Origin of the sequence: Nitrosovibrio sp. Nv6 (genome assembly GCF_900110495.1) — a bacterium.
In the GTDB taxonomy this organism is placed as follows: Bacteria; Pseudomonadota; Gammaproteobacteria; order Burkholderiales; family Nitrosomonadaceae; genus Nitrosospira.
This window is the reverse complement of the sequence record NZ_FODX01000001.1, coordinates 1,303,639-1,324,849: the sequence shown is the minus strand read 5'-3', so window position 1 is coordinate 1,324,849 and position 21,211 is coordinate 1,303,639. Positions and strand designations below refer to the sequence as shown.

Below are 21,211 nucleotides of genomic sequence, written 5' to 3'. Positions count from 1 at the left end.
GACTCTCCTTATATGCCTTGTTTCAAACTGGCCTCGATGAAATCATCCAGCCCGCCGTCCAGTATTGCCTGTGTGTTGCCACTTTCCATACCCGTGCGCAAATCCTTGATGCGCGACTGATCCAGCACATAGGACCGGATCTGATGCCCCCAACCGATATCGGTCTTGCTGTCTTCTATCGCTTGCTTTTCGTCATGGCGCTTGCGCAATTCCGCCTCGTACAGCCGCGATTTCAGCATTGCCATTGCGTCCGCGCGATTGCGGTGCTGCGAACGCCCGCTCTGGCACTGCACCACGATACCCGTAGGGTTATGGGTGATCCGAATGGCCGAGTCCGTTTTGTTGATGTGCTGACCGCCCGCACCGGACGCACGGAACGTGTCGATCCGCAGGTCAGCCGGGTTGATTTCTATTTCGATCGTCTCATCCACTTCCGGATAAACAAACACGCTGGCAAAGGAGGTGTGGCGGCGATTGCCGGAGTCGAATGGCGATTTCCGAACCAGCCGGTGTACGCCCGTCTCGGTGCGGAGATAGCCGTAGGCGTACTCGCCCGAAATTTTAAGACTTGCGCTCTTGATACCCGCTACCTCACCGGGTGACTCTTCCATCACCTCCACGTTGTAGTCGCGGCGCTCGCAATAGCGCAGATACATGCGTTCGAGCATCGCCGCCCAGTCCTGTGCTTCCGTGCCGCCGGAACCGGCTTGAATGTCCACGAAGCAATTATTGGCGTCCATGGGATTGGAAAACATGCGGCGGAACTCCATGTCCCCCACTATTTTTTCCAGCTGAGCGATGTCCCGCTCAATGCTCAGCAGGGTGGCATCGTCATTCTCTTCTTTCGCCATCTGAAACAGATCCCGGGCATCATGCAACTGCCGCCCGACGGTTTGAAGGTTCAAGACGACGCTTTCCAGCATTTTTTTTTCGCGGCCCAATTCCTGCGCGCGTTTGTTGTCGGCCCAGATGGCTGGATCCTCCGTCATCCGATTGAGTTCGCTCAGCCGTGTCTGTTTGTTATCGAAGTCAAAGAAACCTCCGCAACGCTGCTGCCCGATCATCGAGATCATCCAGTTGGTAGAGGAGGGCGTTAAGCTGTTCCGATTCCATAGAAGCCTTTCAGGATGACAAAAAAAAGAATTATACAGGAAGCCGGATGCGCATTTACCGCGCGGCTTGAGGGGCTTAAGGGACGAGAGAAGCCAATGGCATGATCAGGAAACAAATGGAGAATGGGAGCGATTGTTGGAGGAGTTGGCGGGGTCCGGATAGGGTCCTGCACGTTCCCGGTCCGAATTATCGCTAAACCATGAGTTATCCATTAATAGCTCATCAATCAATCAATGCTTTAGCGTGAAAACGCAAATGGTTTTCGATAAATGTACTGATAAAAAAATAGCTATGGTCATAACCTTCACGAATATTGATCTGTGCAGGGTAGTTAGCTGCTTTACACGCGGCAATAAAGCGTTCGATTTTGAGTTGCTCAGCCAGGAATTCATCCGCATCACCCTGGTCAATCAACATGGGCAGATGATCCGATGCGTGCGCGGCCTCAAGGAGCAACGTCGTGTCATAGCCCCACCAACTCTTTACGTCATTGCCAAGGTAGTGACTGAACGCTTTTTTTCCCCATGGACTGGTTATCGGGTTAACGATCGGTGCAAAAGCGGATACTGACCGATAGCGCGCCGGGTTACGCAATGCGATCATCAACGCGCCGTGGCCGCCCATGGAATGTCCGCAGATCGACCGCCGATCGTTAACTGGAAAACATCGTTCGATCAGGGAAGGTAGTTCATCAACAACATAGTCGTACATACGGTAATGCCGGCTCCAGGGTTCCTGGGTGGCGTTCACGTAAAAACCGGCGCCCAACCCCAGGTCATATGCGGCGTCGGGTGCTCTGGCAACGCCTTCTCCGCGCGGGCTGGTATCCGGTATGACAAGCGCAATGCCGAGCGCCGCGGCAACTCGCTGGGCGCCGGCTTTGACGCTGAAGTTCTCGTCGGTACAGGTGAGTCCCGACAGCCAGTAGACCGCCGGCACTTTTCCACCATTGCTCGCTTGGGGAAGTGCCGCCCGCGGCGCCTGGGACGCTTGCAGCGCGTCGGGCGGCAGGAAAATGGAAAAGTTCATTTCGCAATTCAGCGATGTTGAACTATGGCTGTAACGCTTTTGTGACCCGTCGAATGATCGATGCGAGGAGAGAAGCTGCAATTCCGGCATGTCCAGAGTCCTCAATTTTTAAACCTTGGCTATGTGCTGGAAATTCATTTATTGAAATGAATAACTGTGCGTATGGATTTACCCTCATGCATCAGATCGAATGCTTCATTGATATCCTCCAGCCCCATGGTGTGAGTGATGAAAGTGTCGAGTTCGAATTCTCCGTCGAGATAGCGTTGAACATAGCCAGGCAGTTCAGTACGGCCCTTTACACCGCCAAATGCCGAGCCGCGCCAGACGCGGCCTGTCACCAGCTGGAAGGGGCGGGTGCATATTTCTTCGCCCGCGCCCGCTACACCGATTATCACGGACTCGCCCCAACCCTTGTGGCAGCATTCCAGGGCAGAGCGCATGACTTTGACATTGCCGATGCACTCGAAAGAAAAATCGACACCTCCGCCCGTCAGTTCAATAATCACGTCCTGAATCGGTTTGTCATAATCCTTGGGATTCACGACATCAGTGGCGCCCAGTTGCTGCGCGATTCCAAATTTTTCGGGATTGACGTCGATTGCAATAATGCGGCCGGCCCCGGCCATCGCCGCGCCAATAATCACAGCCAGCCCAATGCCGCCCAGGCCAAAGACCGCCACCGTATCGCCTGCTTTCACTTTCGCCGTGTTGGCAACGGCCCCCAGGCCTGTCGTCACGCCGCAACCGAGCAGGCAGACCTTTTCCAGCGGCGCTTCCTTACTGATTCTGGCCAGCGAAATTTCCGGTATCACCGTATATTCGGAAAAGGTCGAGGTGCCCATGTAATGATAAATGGGTTTTCCATCCTTGAAAAAACGCGTGGTGCCGTCAGGCATCAGCCCCTGTCCCTGTGTGGCGCGAATCGCCTGGCACAAGTTGGTTTTACCGGATTTGCAGAACCTGCACTCGCCGCACTCGGGGGTGTAGAGCGGAATCACGTGATCGCCCACCTCGACACTGGTGACTCCTTCGCCTAGCGCCTCGACCACGCCTCCCCCCTCATGGCCAAGAATGGCAGGGAATTTACCCTCGGGATCTTTTCCTGACAGTGTGAATGCATCTGTATGACATACGCCGGTGGCCACCATGCGCACCAGCACTTCGCCTTTCCGTGGAGGCAGCAAATCAACTTCTTCAATACTTAACGGCTGGCCGGAACTCCAGGCGACAGCGGCACGTGTTTTGATCATTTCCATAGGATTCGCACTCCCTCTTTTTTCTTTTATCAGTATCCGTAGTATGCGCAGGAATCCGACAATTTACAAATCCGATCAGCCTTTGAACCATATACAGCAACGGTTTGCTTTTTCAGTTAGGCCGTCCTATTATGAAATCAGGCTGGTTTGAATCTCTGCCGTCACTAATAACTTTTAGGAGATCATGATGCGACGAATTTACTTTTTAGTTCCCGATATTGCCACTACTAAGCGTATCGTCGACGAACTGCTTCTTGCGCGAATCGTGGAACGGCATATTCATGTGATCGCAAAGCGCGGCACCGAGCTTGAGGATTTGCCGGAAGCAAATCTGCTTCAGAAGAGTGACTTTATTCCTGCAGTGGAACGTGGACTTGCACTGGGTGGAACGGCTGGGGCACTTGCGGGACTGGTCGCCATTGCGCTTCCCCCTGCCTCAACGGTGATTGCGGGCGGTATTCTGCTGGGAAGCACTCTCGCGGGGGCGGGAGTAGGAGCATGGGCCGGCAGCCTGATAGGCGTGAGTACGGCCAATTCAAGGATCAAGAAATTTGAAGAAGCAATTGAAGCTGGTCAACTTCTGGTTCTGGCCGATGTGCCAAAAGGCCGGGTTGATGAGATTGAGGCACGTATAAAAGAACACTTGCCTACAGTGGAGATTGAAGGAACTGAACCGATCATCCCCGCGTTTCCTTAGTCATCGCCACGAAGGAAATGGCGTAGACAGACATTGGAATTGCAGCATGAAGCGGCAGTCGATGTAGCTTTTCCAGTATCAGTAAAGCGCCGAACGTCCTGTCAGGCAGCTATATCAAGCAATGGCACGTCTATCTGCAGTTGCTGATGAGGCTGAAGCCGGGGTTTTAATCCTCGAGCAGACGGCCCGATAGATATACGCGCAGGTTTCTCTCCAGGTGGTTTTGCCATGTGTACCGCAAACACACTGGACTTGGACAGCTTTTGACCTTCAATGTCCGCTACATCTCCCGCCCCAAAATCCACGTATAATTTATTGCCTGCAGAGCGGATTTGACTCTACGAAGCCTTCAGGCGTAGTGCGTAGTGTTGAAGCCGCTCCTGGCAACCCACGCCGGCGGGTGAGGCTTGCGTGACCCGGAGAACGAAGTTCGCGGCCAACACACTGCCATCGTCAAGACGGACGCTGTCATGCAGGGCCTCCACCGCCCGGGCTTCAGTTTGTATCGGGCAACAGGCGGGGACTCCCTATGAATAATCGTGAGCCCTTATCCCCTTGGACACCTATGCGTACGCTCCCCGCCGATAAGTATCAGCTCACGAAGAGGCGGAGCGATCGATGAGTTCGTAGCGATGATCGATGAGTTCGTAATGTAGATGGAATGCCTGGATTTCGGTATCAAGGTTTTAGTTTTGCTCATGCTGGTTTATCATGCACGGTCCTAAACCGAGGGAGCCGAGGAAACGACACGATGGCAGGATTAAGTAAAGGTACCCCCATTCCCACTGAAATAAAACTGCATCGCAAGTCCGGATGGCTGGAGGTTTCCTTTGCCGACGGTAAAACGTTTCAGTTCTCCTGCGAATTTTTACGTGTCTATTCACCTTCAGCGGAAGTGCGCGGCCATAGCCCGGGACAGGAAGTGCTGCAAACCGGCAAAAAAGAGGTGAAGATCAATCATATCGAACCCGTGGGCAATTATGCGATTCAGCTGAATTTCTCGGATGGTCATAATACCGGGCTTTACTCGTGGGACTTGCTGTACGACTATGGCTTGCATCAGGATGAGATGTGGGAACGATATCTGAGCCGAATGGAAGAGGCGGGAGCCAGACGGGAACCGATTGGCGGTTCGCCGGCACTGAATCGGAATCCGGGAAAGGAAACCTCCGGGTAAGCCGCATAAGCTCGCTGCTCGATGTGTTGTACTCCTCAGGCAATGATAGCCAAAGATATAGCCTTCGACCGTACCGGTGATCATCTCAGTTTTACAACCGCGCTTTGTCGAGGGCTTTTTCAGCGGTTCCGCAGGCCTGTGGCCTTTCTATAATATATATACATAACCTTTCTATACAAGAAACTGAACATTCATGACGAAAACTACGGATTTCGGCTTTAATACGGTTGCCGAAACAGAGAAAGCCCGCAAGGTAGCAGGCGTGTTCGATTCGGTGGCGGAACGCTACAACCTGATGAACGACATTATGTCGGCGGGCATGCATAGATTGTGGAAGCGGTTTGCCGTGGAAACAAGCGGAGCCAGGAAGGGCAGCCGGGTACTTGATATTGCGGGCGGTACTGCGGACTTGAGCTCATTGTTCCTTGAGCAGGTGGGTAGCAATGGCGAGGTCTGGCTTACCGACATAAACAGCTCCATGCTCACAATTGGCCGCGACCGGCTACTGGATGAAGGGGCGGCTGTGTCGGTAGCGCAGTGCGACGCAGAAAAACTTCCGTTTCCAGACGATTATTTCGATTGTGTGAGTGTTGCTTTTGGTCTCCGAAACATGACCCGCAAGGACATGGCGCTGAAAGAGATGCTGCGTGTGCTGCGTCCGGGCGGATGTGTTATCGTGCTTGAGTTCTCCAAGGTATGGAAACCGCTGCGGCGCTTCTACGATTTCTACTCGTTCAAGGTTCTCCCGGCCATGGGGGGAATCATCGCCAAGGATCGGGACAGCTACCGCTATCTGGCCGAATCCATTCGTATGCATCCGTCTCAGGAAGAATTGAAGCAATTGATGCAGAAAGCCGGATTCGAGCGGGTAGAGTATTTCAACCTGGCGGCCAACGTAGTTGCACTGCACCGAGGTTACAAATTCTAGGATATCCGGTTTTCCGGCTCTGTATGTCTGTTAGCGTACAGAAAGATACCCGGTAGTTGTTAAGATTTGCGGGTCCCCGTCCCAGTTCTCGAATCGCGGCGGAAAGAGGTGTTTCTCCAAAACAGGAAGTGGAAAGCTGGAGAGCCTATTCAATTTGTCATGAGGTTGTCCTTATGGCATCGATCAGGTAGCGTATAGGGCTCAACCATAAGCAGATCCGGATACGGCTGCATCAGGAAAGAGTTTTAACCAGCCCGAGATGAGCAGTGGCCGTGATCTTTGAAATTTGAGAAGCTGCCTGCAAAAAGAAAGGCCATATCAGTTTCGTTCGTTACCGAAATCAAGTCGAAATCGGATTGAATCAGGTATCAATCCGAACCAAGGATCAAACAATGGCTGATATTCGCCACGTAGTACTCGTATTTGGCGAAATTCTGATAGATCGGTTTCCCGACAGGGAGGTGCTGGGCGGTGCGCCACTCAATGTCGCACGGCATCTAGGGGCTTTCGGTTGCGCACCTGTCCTGGTTTCCCGAATAGGACAGGATGCAGCAGGCGCGCGCCTGCTGCAGACCCTGGAAAGCTCGGGGCTGAGCACACACGGTGTTCAGCTCGATTCCATTTATCCTACCGGTGTCGTAGAGGTCAGCTTTACCTCGGAAGGTCACCGATTCGAGATTGTTCCCGACCAAGCCTATGACCATATCCATCCGCGGTTATCCCGAATGACAGCACTTGCCACGACTCCGGAATTGGTCTATTTCGGAACACTGGCGCAGCGTGCCGGTTCACATCGGGCCCTGCGTCACATGTTGCGTGCAGCTGCCGGTCTTCGTTTCTTCGACGTCAATTTGCGCGATCCCTGGGTATATACCGAGCGTCTGCACTGGTCGCTGCAGCACGCGGATATCGTTAAAACCAATGACAGTGAGCTTGACCGGATAACTCAATTACTTGAGCTGGAGGAAACATCTCCCGAGGCTCAGGCGGAAGCGTTGATCCAGCGATATCAACTACGTGGCATACTCGTAACTTGCGGTGCCGCAGGCGCGTGGTGGCTGGACGATGCGGCGCAACAGACAGCGATGGCATCCCATCCTGTATCCGATATCCGTGACACGGTTGGCGCCGGCGACGCATTCTCTGCTGTTTTCATGCTTGGTCTGCTAAACGGCTGGGCCATACCGCTCACCTTGGAGAGGGCACATGGTTTTGCCGGAGCGATCTGCGGGATACAGGGCGCCATTCCGGAACACAATGACTTCTACAGGCCGTTCATTGACGAATGGCATGTACTGAGATGAAGGAATTGTATGTTCTGATGCTAAGCCTGCATGGGCTGATCCGGGGAAACGACCTGGAACTGGGATGCGATGCGGACACCGGCGGCCAGGTGTTATATGTGGTGGAACTGACACGGGCCCTGGCTCGTCAACGGCAGGTCGGCAAGGTGGATCTGCTGACCCGCCGCATTGAAGATTCCACCGTGTCACCTGACTATGGCCGCCCTGAAGAGGCGCTCGGCGACAATGCGCGGATTATTCGCCTGCATTGCGGGCCTCGTCGTTATCTCCGCAAAGAAAGCCTCTGGCCCTATCTGGATCAGTTGGTGGATCGCGCGCTGCTTTTTCTACGCGAGCAGAAGCGTTTACCTGATGTCATTCACAGCCACTACGCGGATGCAGGGTATGTAGGAATGCAGCTTTCCCAACTCCTGGGTATCCCGCAGATCCACACCGGTCACTCGCTTGGACGCAGCAAGCAGCAGCGGCTGCTGGCACAAGGCCGCAAACCGCAGGCATTGGAGCGCCAATTCAGTTTCTACCGGCGAATAGCTACCGAGGAAGCCATACTGCAGCACGCCAGTCTGATCATCACCAGCACACCTCAGGAAAGTGCCGAGCAGTATGGTTTATATACCAGCTATCAGCCGGAGCGCGCCGTCGTGATTCCGCCCGGGACCGATATATCGCGCTTTGCCCCCCCAGGTCGGCAGACGCCCCCTGATCCGGAGGCCGCAAGCCTTATCGACCGCTTTCTGGTACATCCGCGCAAGCCGCTGGTGCTCGCAATTTGCCGTCCGGAAATGCGGAAGAATCTCAGCGCGCTGGTTGCCGCATTCGGCAGTTCGCCTGAATTGCATGAGAAAGCCAACTTGGCCATCATAGCCGGCAACCGCGAGGACATCCGCAAGCTGGAAGCCGCCCAGACGGAAGTGATGACCAATCTATTGCTCGATATTGACCATTACGATCTATGGGGCAAAGTGGCGCTGCCCAAGCACCATAAGCCAGCCAATATCGCCGGATTCTATCGGCTTGCGGCTCAGCGTCGCGGAATCTTTGTCAATCCGGCGCTTACCGAGCCGTTTGGCCTTACCTTGATCGAGGCCGCTGCGAGCGGGCTTCCTGTCGTTGCTACCGAAGATGGAGGGCCGCGCGATATCGTGGCGAACTGCAAAAACGGAGTGCTGGTGGATCCCCTGGATGCACACGCCATTGCCGAGGCGATTGAATACGCGTTAGCTGATCCCGGCCGTTGGCGGCAATGGGCGCGCAATGGAATTACGGGAGTTAAAAATCACTATACCTGGGATGCGCACGTCAAGAAGTATCTGCACGTTTTGCTTCGTTTGCTGCATCACGAGCGCAAACAGATCCGCCGGACCATGGCCATATATCAAAGGCCGCAGCGCCATCCGCTGCCGTTGATATCTCATATGCTTATCACTGACATAGACAATACCCTGCTGGGTGATCGTGCCGCATTGCGCCGTTTCCTTGCTATTTTGCGGGCAACGCCCCCAAACCTGGGCTTTGGCGTCGCTACCGGCCGGACGCTGGAAAGCGCATTGAAAATACTGAAGGAGTGGAGCGTGCCCTTACCTGATGTACTTATTACCTCGGTGGGCAGCGAGATCAATTATGGTCGTGAACTTCGTCCGGATATAGGGTGGCAAAATTTTATCAAATATCTTTGGCGCCGCGATGCGATTCAAGACGCGCTGCGTGAGGTGCCCGGCCTCACTTTGCAAGCGGAGGAGAACCAGCGCGAATTCAAGCTCAGCTATAATGTGGATCCGGAAAAACTGCCCCCGATCTCAAGAATACGCGCTTTATTGCGCGAAAAAAAACTGTCTGCGCATTTGATCTATTCGCGCCAGTCATATCTCGACATTTTGCCCCTGCGCGCCTCCAAGGGACGAGCAATACGTTATCTCGCCTACAAGTGGGGATTGCCGTTGCGTGCTTTTCTGGTCGCAGGTGATTCCGGCAACGATCAGGAGATGCTGATCGGCGACACGCTTGGCGTGATCGTTGCCAATCATAGCCCCGAACTCGCGATGCTGCGAGGAAATGAACAGATATACTTTGCTCGTGCGAGCTACGCGGATGGCATCGCTGAAGGCATGGCTCATTACGAATTCGGCACTTCCATAATGGAGAACGTGAATGATTCACCAATTTGACGCCTGGGCTGCGAACCATCGCAGCGATTTGTACGCGATGATACGCAGATGGTTCGAACTTGAACGTCCACTTTTGCTGCGGTCTGATTTGCGGGCGGCTTTTCATGCGCTGAATGCGGAGCAGCTGACTGCGGAGCACCCCGGCTCCCTTGTCGGGACGCCGCTGAATGAAATTATTGATATGCTGCAGGAAGCAGTGTGCCGTCCTCCCCTGATCTATATGGCGGTACGTGAAGGCGCCGGGAGTTGGCATTTTATGTCCATTCATCAGCAGCGGCTTGTACCAGAGCCGGTGAGCGTATCGGATTATCTTGTTTTCAAAGAGCTTCTGGTAAACCCGGATGGGGTGAATGAACCTGTACTGGAACTGGATTTTGCTCCTTTTAACCGCGGTTTTCCCAAACTCAAGGAAATCCGATCGATCGGGCAAGGCGTTATTTTTCTTAACAAGCAGCTTTCGAGCGGACTGTTTACCCAGCTTGGCCTGGGGACAACCAAGCTGTTGCATTTCTTGACCATGCATTCCATGGACGGCAACCACTTGATGCTCAGCGGCAATTTTGCCGACGTTGCCGCATTGCGTACCGGCTTGCGCCGTGCGCTTGGGCTGCTCGATAAATATCCCGAAGATACACCATGGAACGTAATTGCGGAGCCGCTGAGCGGATTGGGTTTTGCGCCGGGCTGGGGTGATTGCGTTACGCGTGTAAGCGACACCATGAGTCTGCTGGTGGATCTTCTCGAAGCGCCTTCACCGCAAATTCTCGAGAACTTTCTGGCGCGAATACCGATGATCTCGAAGTTGCTGATCCTCTCGCCTCACGGATATTTCGGACAGGATAATGTATTGGGGCTGCCGGACACCGGCGGTCAGGTGGTATATATTCTCGATCAGGTGCGGGCGTTGGAGCGGGAAATGAGCGAACGCCTGGTCCTGCAGGGGATAACGGCACAACCAAAAATCCTGATCGGCACGCGCCTGATCCCGGAGGCGGGGGATACATTGTGCAATCAGCCACTGGAAAAGATTCACGGAACCCAGAATTCATGGATCGTGCGCGTGCCATTTCGTAAAGAAAATGGCGAAATCGTCCGTTCCTGGGTCTCTCGTTTCGAGATCTGGCCGTATCTGGAGAACTTCGCGCACGACATGGAGCGCGAAGCGCTGGCGCAATTGAGCGGACGCCCCGATTTGATAATCGGCAATTATTCGGATGGAAATCTGGTTGCCTCATTGATTGCCAAACGAACTGGCGTGACGCAATGCAACATCGCGCATGCACTGGAGCAGAGCAAGTATCTGCATTCCGCCTTGCACTGGCGGGAGAGCGAAACCCAGTACCATTTCAATTGTCAGTACACGGCTGATCTCATCGCGATGAACAGCGCTGATTTCATTATAACCAGCACCTATCAGGAAATTGCCGGTACCGCCCATACGGTGGGTCAATACGAAATCTATCAGAACTATACGATGCCCGGTTTATATCGGGTAGTGAACGGTATAGATCTTTTCGATCCAAAATTCAATATAGTCTCGCCAGGGGCGGATGCCGACGTGTATTTTCCCTATCTCGACCGCGAGCGCCGACTGCACTCTCTGATACCCGACATTGAACGTCTTTTGTATGAGAATGATCCCGGGGTGCCGTGGCGTGGCCATTTCGATGATCCTGCCAAGCCGCTGATCTTTACCATGGCGCGTCTCGATCTGGTCAAGAACCTGACTGCACTCGCGGCATGGTTCGCGCAATGCCCGCGTCTATGGGAAGCTGCCAATCTACTGGTGATCGGCGGACATGTTGATCCCGCTACGTCGACGGATGGCGAGGAACGCGCCGAAATCGAGCATATGCATGCGATCATGAACGAATACAAGCTGGAAGGACGTATGCGCTGGCTCGGCACCCGCCTGGAAAAAAATCTTGCTGGTGAGCTATACCGGCACGTGGCCGATAAGCGGGGTATCTTCGTACAGCCAGCCCGATTTGAGGCATTCGGACTCACCATTATCGAAGCTATGTCCTCCGGTCTGCCGGTATTCGCCACATGCTACGGCGGCCCGCGGGAGATCATTCAGCATGGGATATCAGGTTATCATTTTGACCCTAACGACGGTGCGACGGCCGCCAGTGCCATGGCTGATTTTTTTGATCACGCAGCCGATAATCCCGATTTCTGGGACAAGATTTCGGAAATGGCTCTTAAACGGGTCGAAACACGTTATACATGGCGTCTTTATGCGGAACGAATGATGACCCTGTCGCGTATTTACGGTTTCTGGAAATTTGTCAGTAACCTGGAACATGAAGAGACCGCCCGTTATCTCGACATGTTTTACCATTTGCAATTCCGTCCGATGGCACAGGCGCTGCCCCATCAGTAATGATCTTCAATATATTCAGGTTCATTCCTGATTTCGCCATATCCTCTGAAGAAGGTGCAGGCAAATTTTTACCTTAAAATGGCTCAGGGAGAGCGGCTTTCCCAGGCAGTAATCAGGTCGCACGGCGTCGGCTGGACGTTTATTCTCCCTTGTACACCGTTTGAGTACGATTGCAGGCATGCAGTTTTTTTAAGATATTTCGCAGATCGTTCTTCACCTGGAAAGTGCTGATTCCCAATATGGCAGCAGTTTCGGAAGTGGTTTTGCCCAGCTTCGTCCAATTCATTATCTCAATTTCACGAGTGCTCAACCCGAAATCTTCGCCACTCTCCTGAGAAGGAGCAGGTTGCCAGGGTAAGGGATCAATCTGCCCGAAGGCAGCGTCAAGATAGGGAAGCAGTACTTTGATAGTATTCATCGAGGATGTACTGAATTGCTTTCTTGAACTGAAGATTATATACAGACAGTCGTGCTGTCCGCGTTTGTCGCTTATACCGTGTATCAGTATGGATTGCATGCCTTGCAATGCCTCCCCAAGGGAACACTGCAGTCCACGCTCTTCAAGCAAAAAACCAGATTCACCGACGCCGAGGGTGTAGGGCGTATTGCCTTGTTCAATCCAGCGATTAAAAAGTCCCTGGAGAAGGGGGGAAAGACTCCTCACGTCGGAATGCTCAGTTCTCACCCCTATTAAGGCAGAGACTATATCGTGGCCAATAAAATTGGAGTTGAAGTTTCCCCACGCCGCAAGCATGATTTCGTGGGGCAGATAATGTTGTATCTCGCCCTGCAGCCATAAAAAAAGATCGTAATGTCGACGCACAGCTAGCCATTCCTGGGTTATCCGGGCGTATCCTCTTATATTTTCAGCGGAGAGAGGAAAGGGCAAACCCATGTCTGGTCCATGTCTGGTATTCGGTTGTTAAAATACGGTTCCTGTTGCGCCTTTCACCGGCACACCCACCATAGCGTTAAAGCAAGATTCATGCCCAGGCATTACAATGCGGATTCTCAAGGGTCAAATGAATATTCTCCGGAAAGATGTAAGGAATTCCGACGTTGTCATCAGTGCCCGTCAAGCCTTCTTATAATCCTCCCAATCCTCAACTCGAGCGCTCGAACTCATACGGGGCGTTGCTTCACTCGGTTTTTTTGAGAATGCAGCACATCGGTAGTTTTTTCACAGCTTCCGGATCAACTGCGTGCTGCTGTTGACCGACTTACAATCGTCGCGAATCGTCCGTTGCCCCGAGTTGTCCGGCAACGATCAAACAGAGTATTCGCAGACGGTTTGACCGATGGTTGCGGGACTGCGGTGCAACGCTGTACATTTATGCCGTTCTGAAAACCCATCGCTTACGGAAGCGTGAACAGCGGCACTCTTACCATCCATCTCATTTCATGTTCGTTTGATTGCGCCTGGCATATATCAAGACTTCGCTTCCGTATTCCAAACAATACCGGCAGTCTTCCTGACAGCAGAAACGGGATTTCCTTGTTGATGACTTTCTTTGTTGATAGAATAAATTCGATCCATCCATTAACTCTGTGTTATCCACGCCGTATTTACTACAGCGGGAGCAACCTTGGACGCATCAAGCAAATAGCAGAAATTTATAGAGGGTTGCGCTTTTGGGTACACTTCCGTAGAAATAAATCCGATGAAAGGGAGCCGGACCGATCTGCTGATGTCCTTTCCGTTCAGTGCTCGCTAAGAACTCGGTAGTGAAGGTCTTTATTATTGCCGACTGTCATTTCGGGTGCATTTCGGGTATCTGCGGTTGGAGAAAATTCAGTTAAGGAGTATTTCATGAACAAGAGAGTTGTAGGTGTCACACTCTTCGCATTTGTCTTGTCATTGCCAGTCTCTGCCGCCTTGTCGCAGCCAGAACTGCAGTCAGAGCAGCAACCACAATCACAAGCACAGCCGTTGCCCCATGGCGATGGATGGCGTCTTGTCCGCTCTGTTCAGCTTGGAAATTCAAAGAACTATATTCATATGGTCCTGATCGATAGCAAGCGGGATATGGACCAGGCGGTTTATGGCGCAGCGCTCAGCAAGATATGCAGATCCGAGCCGGACTTTTGCAGGGTGAGGTTCTGGAACGAGGAACGCCATGTAGCTCAGGCAATTTCATTCACTGATGCGCAGTTTAAGGCGCTGAGGGCGGAGTACATCTTCAACCGGGCGGGAAGTGTCCAGCAAATGCGATACGCCTGCACGGTTGTATCGGACAAGAACCAGTGTTTTTCCCATTAAGGGATTCAGGCCTCTATGATATCAAAGCACTATGGCAGTCTTTTTTGATCCGCTGTTCAGCCCGGCCGTGTGATAGTTGAGCATTTGCAGGCTACTCATATCAAGGAGTTTTCATGCCGCGCCAATTGATAAGTTCAGGTTCCACGTTCGAGCAGGAGATCGGTTATTCGAGGGCCGTGGTAGAGGGCGACTGGATTTTCGTCTCCGGTACGACCGGGTTCGACTATGGCAAGATGACAATATCCGATGACCTGATGGAGCAGGCGGAGCAATGTTTCAAGAATATTCAGCTAGCCCTGGACGAAGCGGGAGCGAGTATGCGAGATATCGTCCGGGTGACATACGTATTGCCTGATGCTGCTGACTTCCCGAAGTGCTGGCCTACCTTGCGCAAATATCTCGGACAGGTCAGACCAGCGGCAATGATGATCTCGGCTGGCCTTTCCGACCCACGCATGCGTATTGAAATTCAGGTAACTGCCCACCGGGGCTCCGGAGCCTGAGATATTGGTCAACGTCGGTTCAAAGAGTCATGGGGGCTCAGTTCGAGGTGTATTTGGGTGCTGGTAACAATAATACTTGAGGGAGGTAATTAATGGCTTCAACGAATAAAGTCTTTATCAGCTTTGCGCTCAGGGATATCAAGTCGCATGATCGGCTTCTTGAGCAATTGAACAAGGAGCAAACAAAGTTTTCTTTTGTGGATATGCCGGTGAAGCAGTCATGGGAGCCTGCCTGGAAGGAAGAGTGCCGGGCAAAAGTGACTGAGTGCGACGGCGTGATTGCTCTCGTTACAGCCAATATCATTCGGGCAAGCGGTCAGCTATGGGAATTGATCTGTGCCTATGAAGGCAGGGTGCCCGTGCTGCTCATTCATGGAAATGACGAAAAACTACCCTCCAAACTGCCTGATCCCGTGGGTCAGCGTGATATCGAGCCGTGGACATGGCCGACCATCTCGAACTTTCTCAATAGGCTGTAAGAGGCTAACACGTGATTGGGACGAGGGGCGACACCTCCAGGAATACGAGATTCCTCACCATGTTTTTCTCCCTGGTGCATGGTTCTTGCGATAATTTTTGTTTTGTCGCCCTATTGATATTTGGTCATTACCTTGCAGCCCTACTCCAGCTGGACGGCAATATCCGGCGAGTTGCTGTATTGTAATACGGGCAAAGCGGCGACCCGCTGCTCGATCTTTTCCATCATCCCCCGGTAGGCTGGCGCATCAATTCCGCCGAAGCGTTGTTTGAATTCGACCTCCGACATGAATTCGGGCAGGTCCGACCAAGCCGGCATCAAATCCGCGTCCTCAAGTCCTGACACGAACAGTTGCTGAAGTTCTCTTGCCGAGGTGTTGCTTGCCACGGCCTTTTCACCAAATTTCGTGCCCGCACGATCAGCAGCAATGTCATTGAACGAGAAACCGCTGCCATGGCGGGAATCCTCTATCTCCTTATACAAACCGATCGCATCGGATAGTGCGGTATCGGCATAGGCAGCAATTGCGGCTGATACCATGAAATGCTTTGCAAGATCACTGCGTCCATCAACCGTAATCTCCTGAGGCGCTGGGCGGGGCCAGGTTTTTGCCATCGCCGGAAGAATCCCCTCCAGGGAAACCCCGAGCACGTGAAATGTCGCGACTAGAATTACTGCCCGGTTTTCCGCTAATGCATCGCCATTTGGCAAATGATTCGCTGCCGCGCGCATTAACGGCGACAGGACTTCCGTCAGAGACACCGCTTTATTCTGTTTGCTGTTCGCGACAAGGAGCGTCTGATAGCGAAGCAAACTCTTGCGCTCCCGTTCGCCGATGATTGATGCCCTCATTTCATGAGAAAAACCATCCGCCCAACGATAAACAATGCTCAATTGATTCCGTGAGACTTTCACCCGCTTGACCGCATCAAGCCCAGCTCGATATTCCGGGCTTCGCCGTAACCAATGCACGAGTTGAAGCACGAGTATGTCCGTAAGCATATCGGGCAGCGGAAGTTTTCCAATTTGCATTGAACTGAGCTGTGGTAGACCCTCTGTCTCGGCCAGGGAAGCTTCCAGATTCAGATAGCGGCCAAAAAATGGCGCTGCAGACGTTGGAAGGCTCAGCCGGATAATGGCATTGCGATCGGCGAAGGTAATCTGCGCGCTACCTTTCCCAAGACGGTTCGCCAGGTAATTGGCGGCCAGATCGGCGTCCGCGGGCGTTACTCTGGCGGCAACGAGCATACCGGGGTGTATCCAATAGCGATGGGCATCGACAATCTGCTTCGCCCGGCCAATGTGCTCAGGCGTAAGAATAACCTGACGGTCAATACGGGGATGATCTTCAAGGGCCAGCGCCAGTGCGGTTATTAGCGCCAGCGGGACAATGAACAACAAGCCTATTGAAAAAACAAGCAGAAGTTTGCGCATCACTGGAGCCAGGAGTTCTGTTGCCAGGGGTTCTGTTTCCGGATCCGAAGGGGACAGAAAAGCAAAAAAAACGGCATCCGGGGTCGAATGCCGCCGTTACGTATGTGGAGACAAAGATGGGGAAATTATCCCCGTTGCCAGTTGGTCATTTAGAATGGGACGTTATGCTCATTTCTTACCAGTATGGCCGGTAATATCCTCCCCAATAAAATGGGCTGCCATAGTATCCGTATCCGAAATACGGGCTAAAGCCATAGCCATAGCCTCCATACCCATAGCCATAAGGATAAGCCTGGTAAACGGGCCACAAATAAATGGCCTTGGAAGACAGTAATGGCAGTTGCACGGCTTTTTTTCCTATCATGCGCTGGATGTCGCCTTCAAGTGTTCCCGCCACGGTGATTTCCCTGTCCTTCGCATAAACGGCGGGGTCAAGAAACTGGGAGCTCTTGATAACAAAACGTCCCTCGCTCGGCTTGTTCACTTGAGGGCGGCCGGAGTAATTGAGGGGATAAGACAAGACTTGCACGAGCGTGAAGTTTTCCTCATTCTCTACTTCGATAATCACCCCGCCCCATCGGACAGAGGTGTCCTTGTAACTATCCGGATTCTGGCTCGCCTGGCTGTAAGTAATATCCGCAACAGGCACATCCTTGACCGCTGCGGGCAACCCGGCGCATGCGCTCAATGACAAACAAACCAATAATGAATAAAGTCTCATGTGTTTTCCCCTTCATTAATGAAATACGATGCCATGGCACTTACGAAACTACGCTACAAGCATAGTTGAATCCGGAATAAAAACACGTACTTTAAGACAATTATTGTAGAGGATGATTCGGGTACCATTCAAAAAGTACAAATTTTCAGATGGCATTCAGCGCTGGTTGCAGTTCTCCGGGAAAAATGTGCATGCCGCAACCTTTACGCGATCAGCATATGGTTTAAAGGTTCTCGAAATACGAGCGCGTTGTCTTTCAAGCGAATTTTTAAATACCATTTCCGTCAATTGATTCCGGCTTTGCAACTCGACAGGGGGTTGATCAGGGTTGTGTTTCTCTCCATCCGCGTTTACCTCCGGGTTGCTAAAACAGGAAGCCAACGCGTCCTTTCCCTGGCACACTTTGCCTACTCTGCGCTGAACCAGATATCTCCGTACCACGCAGTTGCAGTTGTGCCTGTATTGTCCGTATCGGTCATGATCGCCACCGCATCGACGCGGCCGGGTTCTTCACCGAAAACGCGCCGGTAGTCGGCACGCACGTCGCGACGTTCTTCTACCCATTGGCCAACCCGGTCAGCGCCGGATTCTACCGCGAGCATACGCGCATTACCGGTATAAGCGTTAGGCCAACTGCTACCGGACGGTTGCTTGTTTGACCACACGTAGTTGATGGCACGCGTGCGCCAGAACATCGGCCCACCAGAAAAGATTACATAGACCCTTGCAGGATAATCATCACCGGCGCGAGTGCGCTCGTCGCCTCCGCTCAGGATGTTGCCTATTCGCCATGTCCAGTTGAGGACAGGCGTTTTATCGAGGTTGATCCTTACCTCGCGATAAAGTCCCGATGCGCCGCCGCTGCTATCCGCGCGCAAGACGGTTTGCCCGTTTTCGTCCGCCAGGGCGTAGCGGGTGACGCCTGTAAATGTTTTGGATTGCCAGTCGCTCAGGTCGCTGTGTGAAAAGCGGGCGATGACGACACGTTTATCCCCCGCCCATGACAGCGAAGGCCAATAGAGTGAGAGCGCTATTGAACAGACCATTATCGAAGAGCATATTAGCCCGGCCAAACGCAGCAATTTCGGCATTGTCAAGGTATCCTTAAAAAATTCGATGAGCAATACCAGCAGGGATATTGTTATGGGTATGGTGAAGGCTGGAATCGCTGGGCGCATTCATTTTTACCTGTTTGCGTGTTACTCTCTTGCGTCTGCATCGTGCCTTATGCTCTACTTATGTAGTAGAAATGCCATTGCATCAAATTTGAACAGAGATTCATGTGGACTAATGAATTGTACTGTCAGGTACGATAAACTTCACCACAAACCCGATCTCTGGAATTGAAAGGAACTCGCTCCCTTCATTGCAATCGAATGCGAAAGTAGCGCTCGTTCCATCGACTTATCTGATCTACTACATCGTTTTGGCGCGTTACCCGTCGGTTAAGCACAGTTAAACGCTGGCTCGGGCGTACTGTTTTCGTCCAGTTGGGTTCAGTTGGATTCAGGCAACGGCATATCCAGGTGTAAACTTCGTTTATTTTTATAGAGGCAATTCATACCGAGGTTGAATATGACTTTGAATGCACGAAAAACTATAACGCCCGTCCAGTTCGCTTCTGAAAATCCCAGGTTACGCGTGATGCCCAAGCAACTTTTCCCAAGAAGTCCTATTCTTGATGGCGATAATGTGGCTGCAAAGCGTGAGGAGATACGCGAATATTTTCATGCCACGCTTGACCGCTACGAACAGCTCTTCGAGACATTGCGCAGCGATGAAGCCTACTTCAAAAAGCCGATCCCGTTGCGTCACCCGCTGATTTTCTACCTGGGGCACACGTCGACTTTCTTTACGAACAAACTGCTGCTGGCGGGGCTGATTACTGAACGAATCAACCCGAAAATGGAATCCATGTTCGCCGTGGGCGTTGATGAAATGAGCTGGGATGACCTGAATACCACCCATTACGACTGGCCTTCCGTTGCAGAGGTGCGGGCCTACCGCAATAAAGTACGCGATATTGTTGACCGGATTATCGAGGAAATACCGCTCACTTTGCCGATTGGCTGGGATAGTCCCTGGTGGACTATCTTGATGGGTATCGAGCATGAGCGCATCCATCTTGAAACGTCATCCGTCCTCATCCGGCAACACGCGCTGGAATATGTCATTCCTCATCCCGCATGGGAACCTTATCGTAAATCCGGACCGGCACCGGAAAATCAGCTGATCGATGTACCCGATGGCGTCGTGCATCTGGGTAAGGATAAAACTGATCCCGTTTATGGATGGGACAATGAATACGGCGCTCATATCGCCGAAGTTGGGGCCTTTCAGGCCGGCAAATCCCTGGTAAGCAACCAGGAGTTTCTCGCTTTTGTCGAGGCAAACGGTTATGGCACAGAAACGTTATGGGAAGAGGAAGGATGCGCATGGCAGCGCCATGCCCGGGCGGAACACCCCACCTTCTGGGTTCGACAAGGTGCTGAGTGGCGATTGCGATTAATGACCAAAGAAATACCCATGCCCTGGGATTGGCCGGTCGAGGTGAATTATCACGAAGCCAAGGCCTTCTGCAACTGGAAAGCCACGGTGAGCGGCCAACCATACAGATTGCCGACGGAAGACGAGTGGTATCGGCTGTATGATGTGGCCGGGTTATCCGAGGTCCCGCATCTCGAACCAGCGGCAGCGAATATCCATCTTGACCATTTTGCCTCCAGCCATCCGGTCAATGAATTTCCTCATGGGGATTTCTACGATGTCGTCGGCAATGTGTGGCAGTGGACCGAAACGCCGATCTATCCTTTTGACGGTTTTGAAATTCATCCGCATTATGATGACTTTACCACGCCAACCTTCGATGGTCGCCATAATCTCATGAAGGGGGGGTCCTGGATTTCATGCGGCAATGAGTCGATGAGGAGCGCGCGCTATGCATTCCGGCGTCATTTCTTTCAGCATGCCGGGTTTCGCTATGTGGTTGCGGCTGCTCCCGCCGTTCAGCATGGTTCCCACTATGAAACGGACAAATCGCTCTCGGAGTATGCCGAATTCCATTATGGTGATATCTATTTCAATGTGCCGAACTTCCCGAAGGCGCTGGCTGAGTTGGCTATTGCCGCGATGGGCGGAAGACCCGCGCACAGCGCCCTTGACCTCGGCTGCGCCTCGGGGCGTGCGACTTTCGAGCTGGCACGGCATTTCGATCATGTGACCGGAATCGATTTCTCTGCGCGCTTCATCGGGCAGGGCGTCCAGCTTGCCGAGCAGGGAGCGCTGCGCTACACGTTAACGGATGAGGGTGATCTCGTTTTTTACAGAGAGCGGACGCTGTCCGGGCTAGGCCTGGATACGGTCAAGCATAAGGTAACGTTTTATCAGGGTGACGCCTGCAATCTCAAGCCTCTGTTTACCGGTTATGACCTCATCCTTGCCGCCAACCTCATCGACCGTCTTTATGATCCAGCCAAACTACTCACAGCTATTCATACGCGGCTCAACCCCGGTGGCCTTTTGTTGATCGCTTCGCCTTATACCTGGCTGGAGGAACATACCAAGCGGGACGCCTGGGTGGGTGGATTCAAGCGCGATGGCGAGAGCTTTGGCACGCTCGATGGTCTGAAAGAGATCCTGGGCAGCCATTTCAATCTGATCCAGGGTCCCACGGAAGTGCCGTTCGTTATCCGGGAAACCCGACGGAAATTCCAGCATACGCTCTCGGAAGTGACGATCTGGGAAAGAGCGGCTTGAG

At 52.7% G+C, this 21,211-nt stretch carries 17 protein-coding genes; 10 read left to right on the top strand and 7 right to left on the bottom strand.

All coding sequences use genetic code 11. From position 1 onward, the window contains the following. Positions 1 to 8 precede the first annotated feature (8 nt). From prfB to BMX66_RS06410, 3 genes are all read right to left on the bottom strand, one after another. A protein-coding gene (gene prfB, locus BMX66_RS06420; protein WP_121169248.1) for a peptide chain release factor 2 occupies positions 9 to 1,113 on the bottom strand; the annotation gives its coding sequence in 2 pieces (ribosomal slippage) (positions 9 to 1,031 and positions 1,033 to 1,113; 1,104 coding nt in all). 222 nt (positions 1,114 to 1,335) lie between these two features. Then, positions 1,336 to 2,223: an S-formylglutathione hydrolase gene (gene fghA, locus BMX66_RS06415; RefSeq protein WP_177168749.1), complete on the bottom strand. Its 888-nt coding sequence runs from the start codon at positions 2,221 to 2,223 to the stop codon at positions 1,336 to 1,338. Between the two features lie 53 nt (positions 2,224 to 2,276). Continuing rightward, positions 2,277 to 3,395 carry an S-(hydroxymethyl)glutathione dehydrogenase/class III alcohol dehydrogenase gene (locus tag BMX66_RS06410; protein ID WP_369826965.1) on the bottom strand — a complete coding sequence of 373 codons (1,119 nt, stop codon included), beginning with the start codon at positions 3,393 to 3,395 and terminating at the stop codon, positions 2,277 to 2,279. 193 nt (positions 3,396 to 3,588) lie between these two features. Here BMX66_RS06410 and BMX66_RS06405 point away from each other — a divergent pair, with 193 nt between their 5' ends. The 6 genes from BMX66_RS06405 to BMX66_RS06380 all read left to right on the top strand — a co-directional run bounded on the left by BMX66_RS06405 (position 3,589) and on the right by BMX66_RS06380 (position 12,058). Then, on the top strand, positions 3,589 to 4,098 hold the full coding sequence (locus BMX66_RS06405) for a DUF1269 domain-containing protein (RefSeq protein WP_090879426.1): 510 nt from the start codon (positions 3,589 to 3,591) through the stop codon (positions 4,096 to 4,098). Positions 4,099 to 4,849: 751 nt separating this feature from the next. Beyond that, a complete protein-coding gene (locus BMX66_RS06400; protein ID WP_090879424.1) occupies positions 4,850 to 5,275 on the top strand; it encodes a gamma-butyrobetaine hydroxylase family protein in 426 nt (141 codons plus the stop codon). Positions 5,276 to 5,468: 193 nt separating this feature from the next. Further along, complete coding sequence (gene ubiE / locus BMX66_RS06395) at positions 5,469 to 6,203, top strand: bifunctional demethylmenaquinone methyltransferase/2-methoxy-6-polyprenyl-1,4-benzoquinol methylase UbiE (RefSeq protein ID WP_090879422.1); 735 nt, start codon at positions 5,469 to 5,471, stop codon at positions 6,201 to 6,203. A gap of 392 nt (positions 6,204 to 6,595) precedes the next feature. Next, positions 6,596 to 7,507 carry a carbohydrate kinase family protein gene (locus BMX66_RS06390; RefSeq protein ID WP_090879420.1) on the top strand — a complete coding sequence of 304 codons (912 nt, stop codon included), beginning with the start codon at positions 6,596 to 6,598 and terminating at the stop codon, positions 7,505 to 7,507. After that, positions 7,504 to 9,672, top strand: coding sequence for an HAD-IIB family hydrolase (locus tag BMX66_RS06385; RefSeq protein WP_090879418.1), 2,169 nt, complete (start codon positions 7,504 to 7,506; stop codon positions 9,670 to 9,672). Before BMX66_RS06390 ends, BMX66_RS06385 begins: the two co-directional genes overlap by 4 nt. Next, positions 9,656 to 12,058, top strand: a complete 2,403-nt coding sequence (locus BMX66_RS06380; protein ID WP_090879416.1) for a sucrose synthase — start codon at positions 9,656 to 9,658, stop codon at positions 12,056 to 12,058. The genes BMX66_RS06385 and BMX66_RS06380 overlap by 17 nt, the downstream gene beginning before the upstream one ends. 139 nt (positions 12,059 to 12,197) lie before the next feature. Here the strand turns inward: BMX66_RS06380 and epsA are convergent, their stop codons facing one another. Further along, on the bottom strand, positions 12,198 to 12,953 hold the full coding sequence (epsA, locus tag BMX66_RS06375; protein ID WP_235001458.1) for an XrtB/PEP-CTERM-associated transcriptional regulator EpsA: 756 nt from the start codon (positions 12,951 to 12,953) through the stop codon (positions 12,198 to 12,200). Between the two features lie 915 nt (positions 12,954 to 13,868). Here epsA and BMX66_RS06370 point away from each other — a divergent pair. The 3 genes from BMX66_RS06370 to BMX66_RS06360 all read left to right on the top strand — a co-directional run bounded on the left by BMX66_RS06370 (position 13,869) and on the right by BMX66_RS06360 (position 15,300). Continuing rightward, positions 13,869 to 14,318: a hypothetical protein gene (locus tag BMX66_RS06370; RefSeq protein WP_090879414.1), complete on the top strand. Its 450-nt coding sequence runs from the start codon at positions 13,869 to 13,871 to the stop codon at positions 14,316 to 14,318. Between the two features lie 113 nt (positions 14,319 to 14,431). After that, entirely contained in the window at positions 14,432 to 14,821 is a 390-nt protein-coding gene (locus tag BMX66_RS06365; RefSeq protein WP_090879412.1) for a RidA family protein, read from the top strand. A 92-nt stretch (positions 14,822 to 14,913) separates the two neighbouring features. Next, positions 14,914 to 15,300 (top strand): TIR domain-containing protein, encoded by a 387-nt coding sequence (locus tag BMX66_RS06360; protein ID WP_090879410.1) that lies wholly within the window; start codon positions 14,914 to 14,916, stop codon positions 15,298 to 15,300. A 140-nt stretch (positions 15,301 to 15,440) separates the two neighbouring features. Here BMX66_RS06360 and BMX66_RS06355 read toward each other — a convergent pair whose 3' ends face one another. The 3 genes from BMX66_RS06355 to BMX66_RS06340 form a co-directional block, all read right to left on the bottom strand. Then, the gene (locus BMX66_RS06355; protein ID WP_090879408.1) at positions 15,441 to 16,733 is read right to left on the bottom strand and encodes a YfiM family lipoprotein; all 1,293 of its coding nucleotides are present in this window, start codon (positions 16,731 to 16,733) and stop codon (positions 15,441 to 15,443) included. Positions 16,734 to 16,908: 175 nt separating this feature from the next. Next, positions 16,909 to 17,454 carry a Slp family lipoprotein gene (locus tag BMX66_RS06350; protein WP_090879406.1) on the bottom strand — a complete coding sequence of 182 codons (546 nt, stop codon included), beginning with the start codon at positions 17,452 to 17,454 and terminating at the stop codon, positions 16,909 to 16,911. A 407-nt stretch (positions 17,455 to 17,861) separates the two neighbouring features. Continuing rightward, positions 17,862 to 18,632, bottom strand: a complete 771-nt coding sequence (locus tag BMX66_RS06340; RefSeq protein ID WP_255398827.1) for a DUF3047 domain-containing protein — start codon at positions 18,630 to 18,632, stop codon at positions 17,862 to 17,864. A gap of 466 nt (positions 18,633 to 19,098) precedes the next feature. Here BMX66_RS06340 and ovoA point away from each other — a divergent pair, with 466 nt between their 5' ends. Continuing rightward, a complete protein-coding gene (ovoA, locus tag BMX66_RS06335; protein WP_255398826.1) occupies positions 19,099 to 21,210 on the top strand; it encodes a 5-histidylcysteine sulfoxide synthase in 2,112 nt (703 codons plus the stop codon). Position 21,211: the final 1 nt, after the last annotated feature.

Coding starts and splice junctions, on each gene's coding strand:
- BMX66_RS06360 (WP_090879410.1), top strand. CDS start 14,914: ATGGCTTCAACGAATAAAGTCTTTATCAGCTTTGCGCTCAGGGATATC.
- BMX66_RS06380 (WP_090879416.1), top strand. CDS start 9,656: ATGATTCACCAATTTGACGCCTGGGCTGCGAACCATCGCAGCGATTTG.
- BMX66_RS06340 (WP_255398827.1), bottom strand. CDS start 18,632: ATGCGCCCAGCGATTCCAGCCTTCACCATACCCATAACAATATCCCTG.
- BMX66_RS06370 (WP_090879414.1), top strand. CDS start 13,869: ATGAACAAGAGAGTTGTAGGTGTCACACTCTTCGCATTTGTCTTGTCA.
- BMX66_RS06400 (WP_090879424.1), top strand. CDS start 4,850: ATGGCAGGATTAAGTAAAGGTACCCCCATTCCCACTGAAATAAAACTG.
- epsA (WP_235001458.1), bottom strand. CDS start 12,953: ATGGGTTTGCCCTTTCCTCTCTCCGCTGAAAATATAAGAGGATACGCC.
- BMX66_RS06405 (WP_090879426.1), top strand. CDS start 3,589: ATGCGACGAATTTACTTTTTAGTTCCCGATATTGCCACTACTAAGCGT.
- BMX66_RS06365 (WP_090879412.1), top strand. CDS start 14,432: ATGCCGCGCCAATTGATAAGTTCAGGTTCCACGTTCGAGCAGGAGATC.
- BMX66_RS06355 (WP_090879408.1), bottom strand. CDS start 16,733: ATGCGCAAACTTCTGCTTGTTTTTTCAATAGGCTTGTTGTTCATTGTC.
- BMX66_RS06385 (WP_090879418.1), top strand. CDS start 7,504: ATGAAGGAATTGTATGTTCTGATGCTAAGCCTGCATGGGCTGATCCGG.
- ovoA (WP_255398826.1), top strand. CDS start 19,099: ATGCCCAAGCAACTTTTCCCAAGAAGTCCTATTCTTGATGGCGATAAT.
- ubiE (WP_090879422.1), top strand. CDS start 5,469: ATGACGAAAACTACGGATTTCGGCTTTAATACGGTTGCCGAAACAGAG.
- BMX66_RS06350 (WP_090879406.1), bottom strand. CDS start 17,454: ATGAGACTTTATTCATTATTGGTTTGTTTGTCATTGAGCGCATGCGCC.
- BMX66_RS06410 (WP_369826965.1), bottom strand. CDS start 3,395: ATGATCAAAACACGTGCCGCTGTCGCCTGGAGTTCCGGCCAGCCGTTA.
- BMX66_RS06390 (WP_090879420.1), top strand. CDS start 6,596: ATGGCTGATATTCGCCACGTAGTACTCGTATTTGGCGAAATTCTGATA.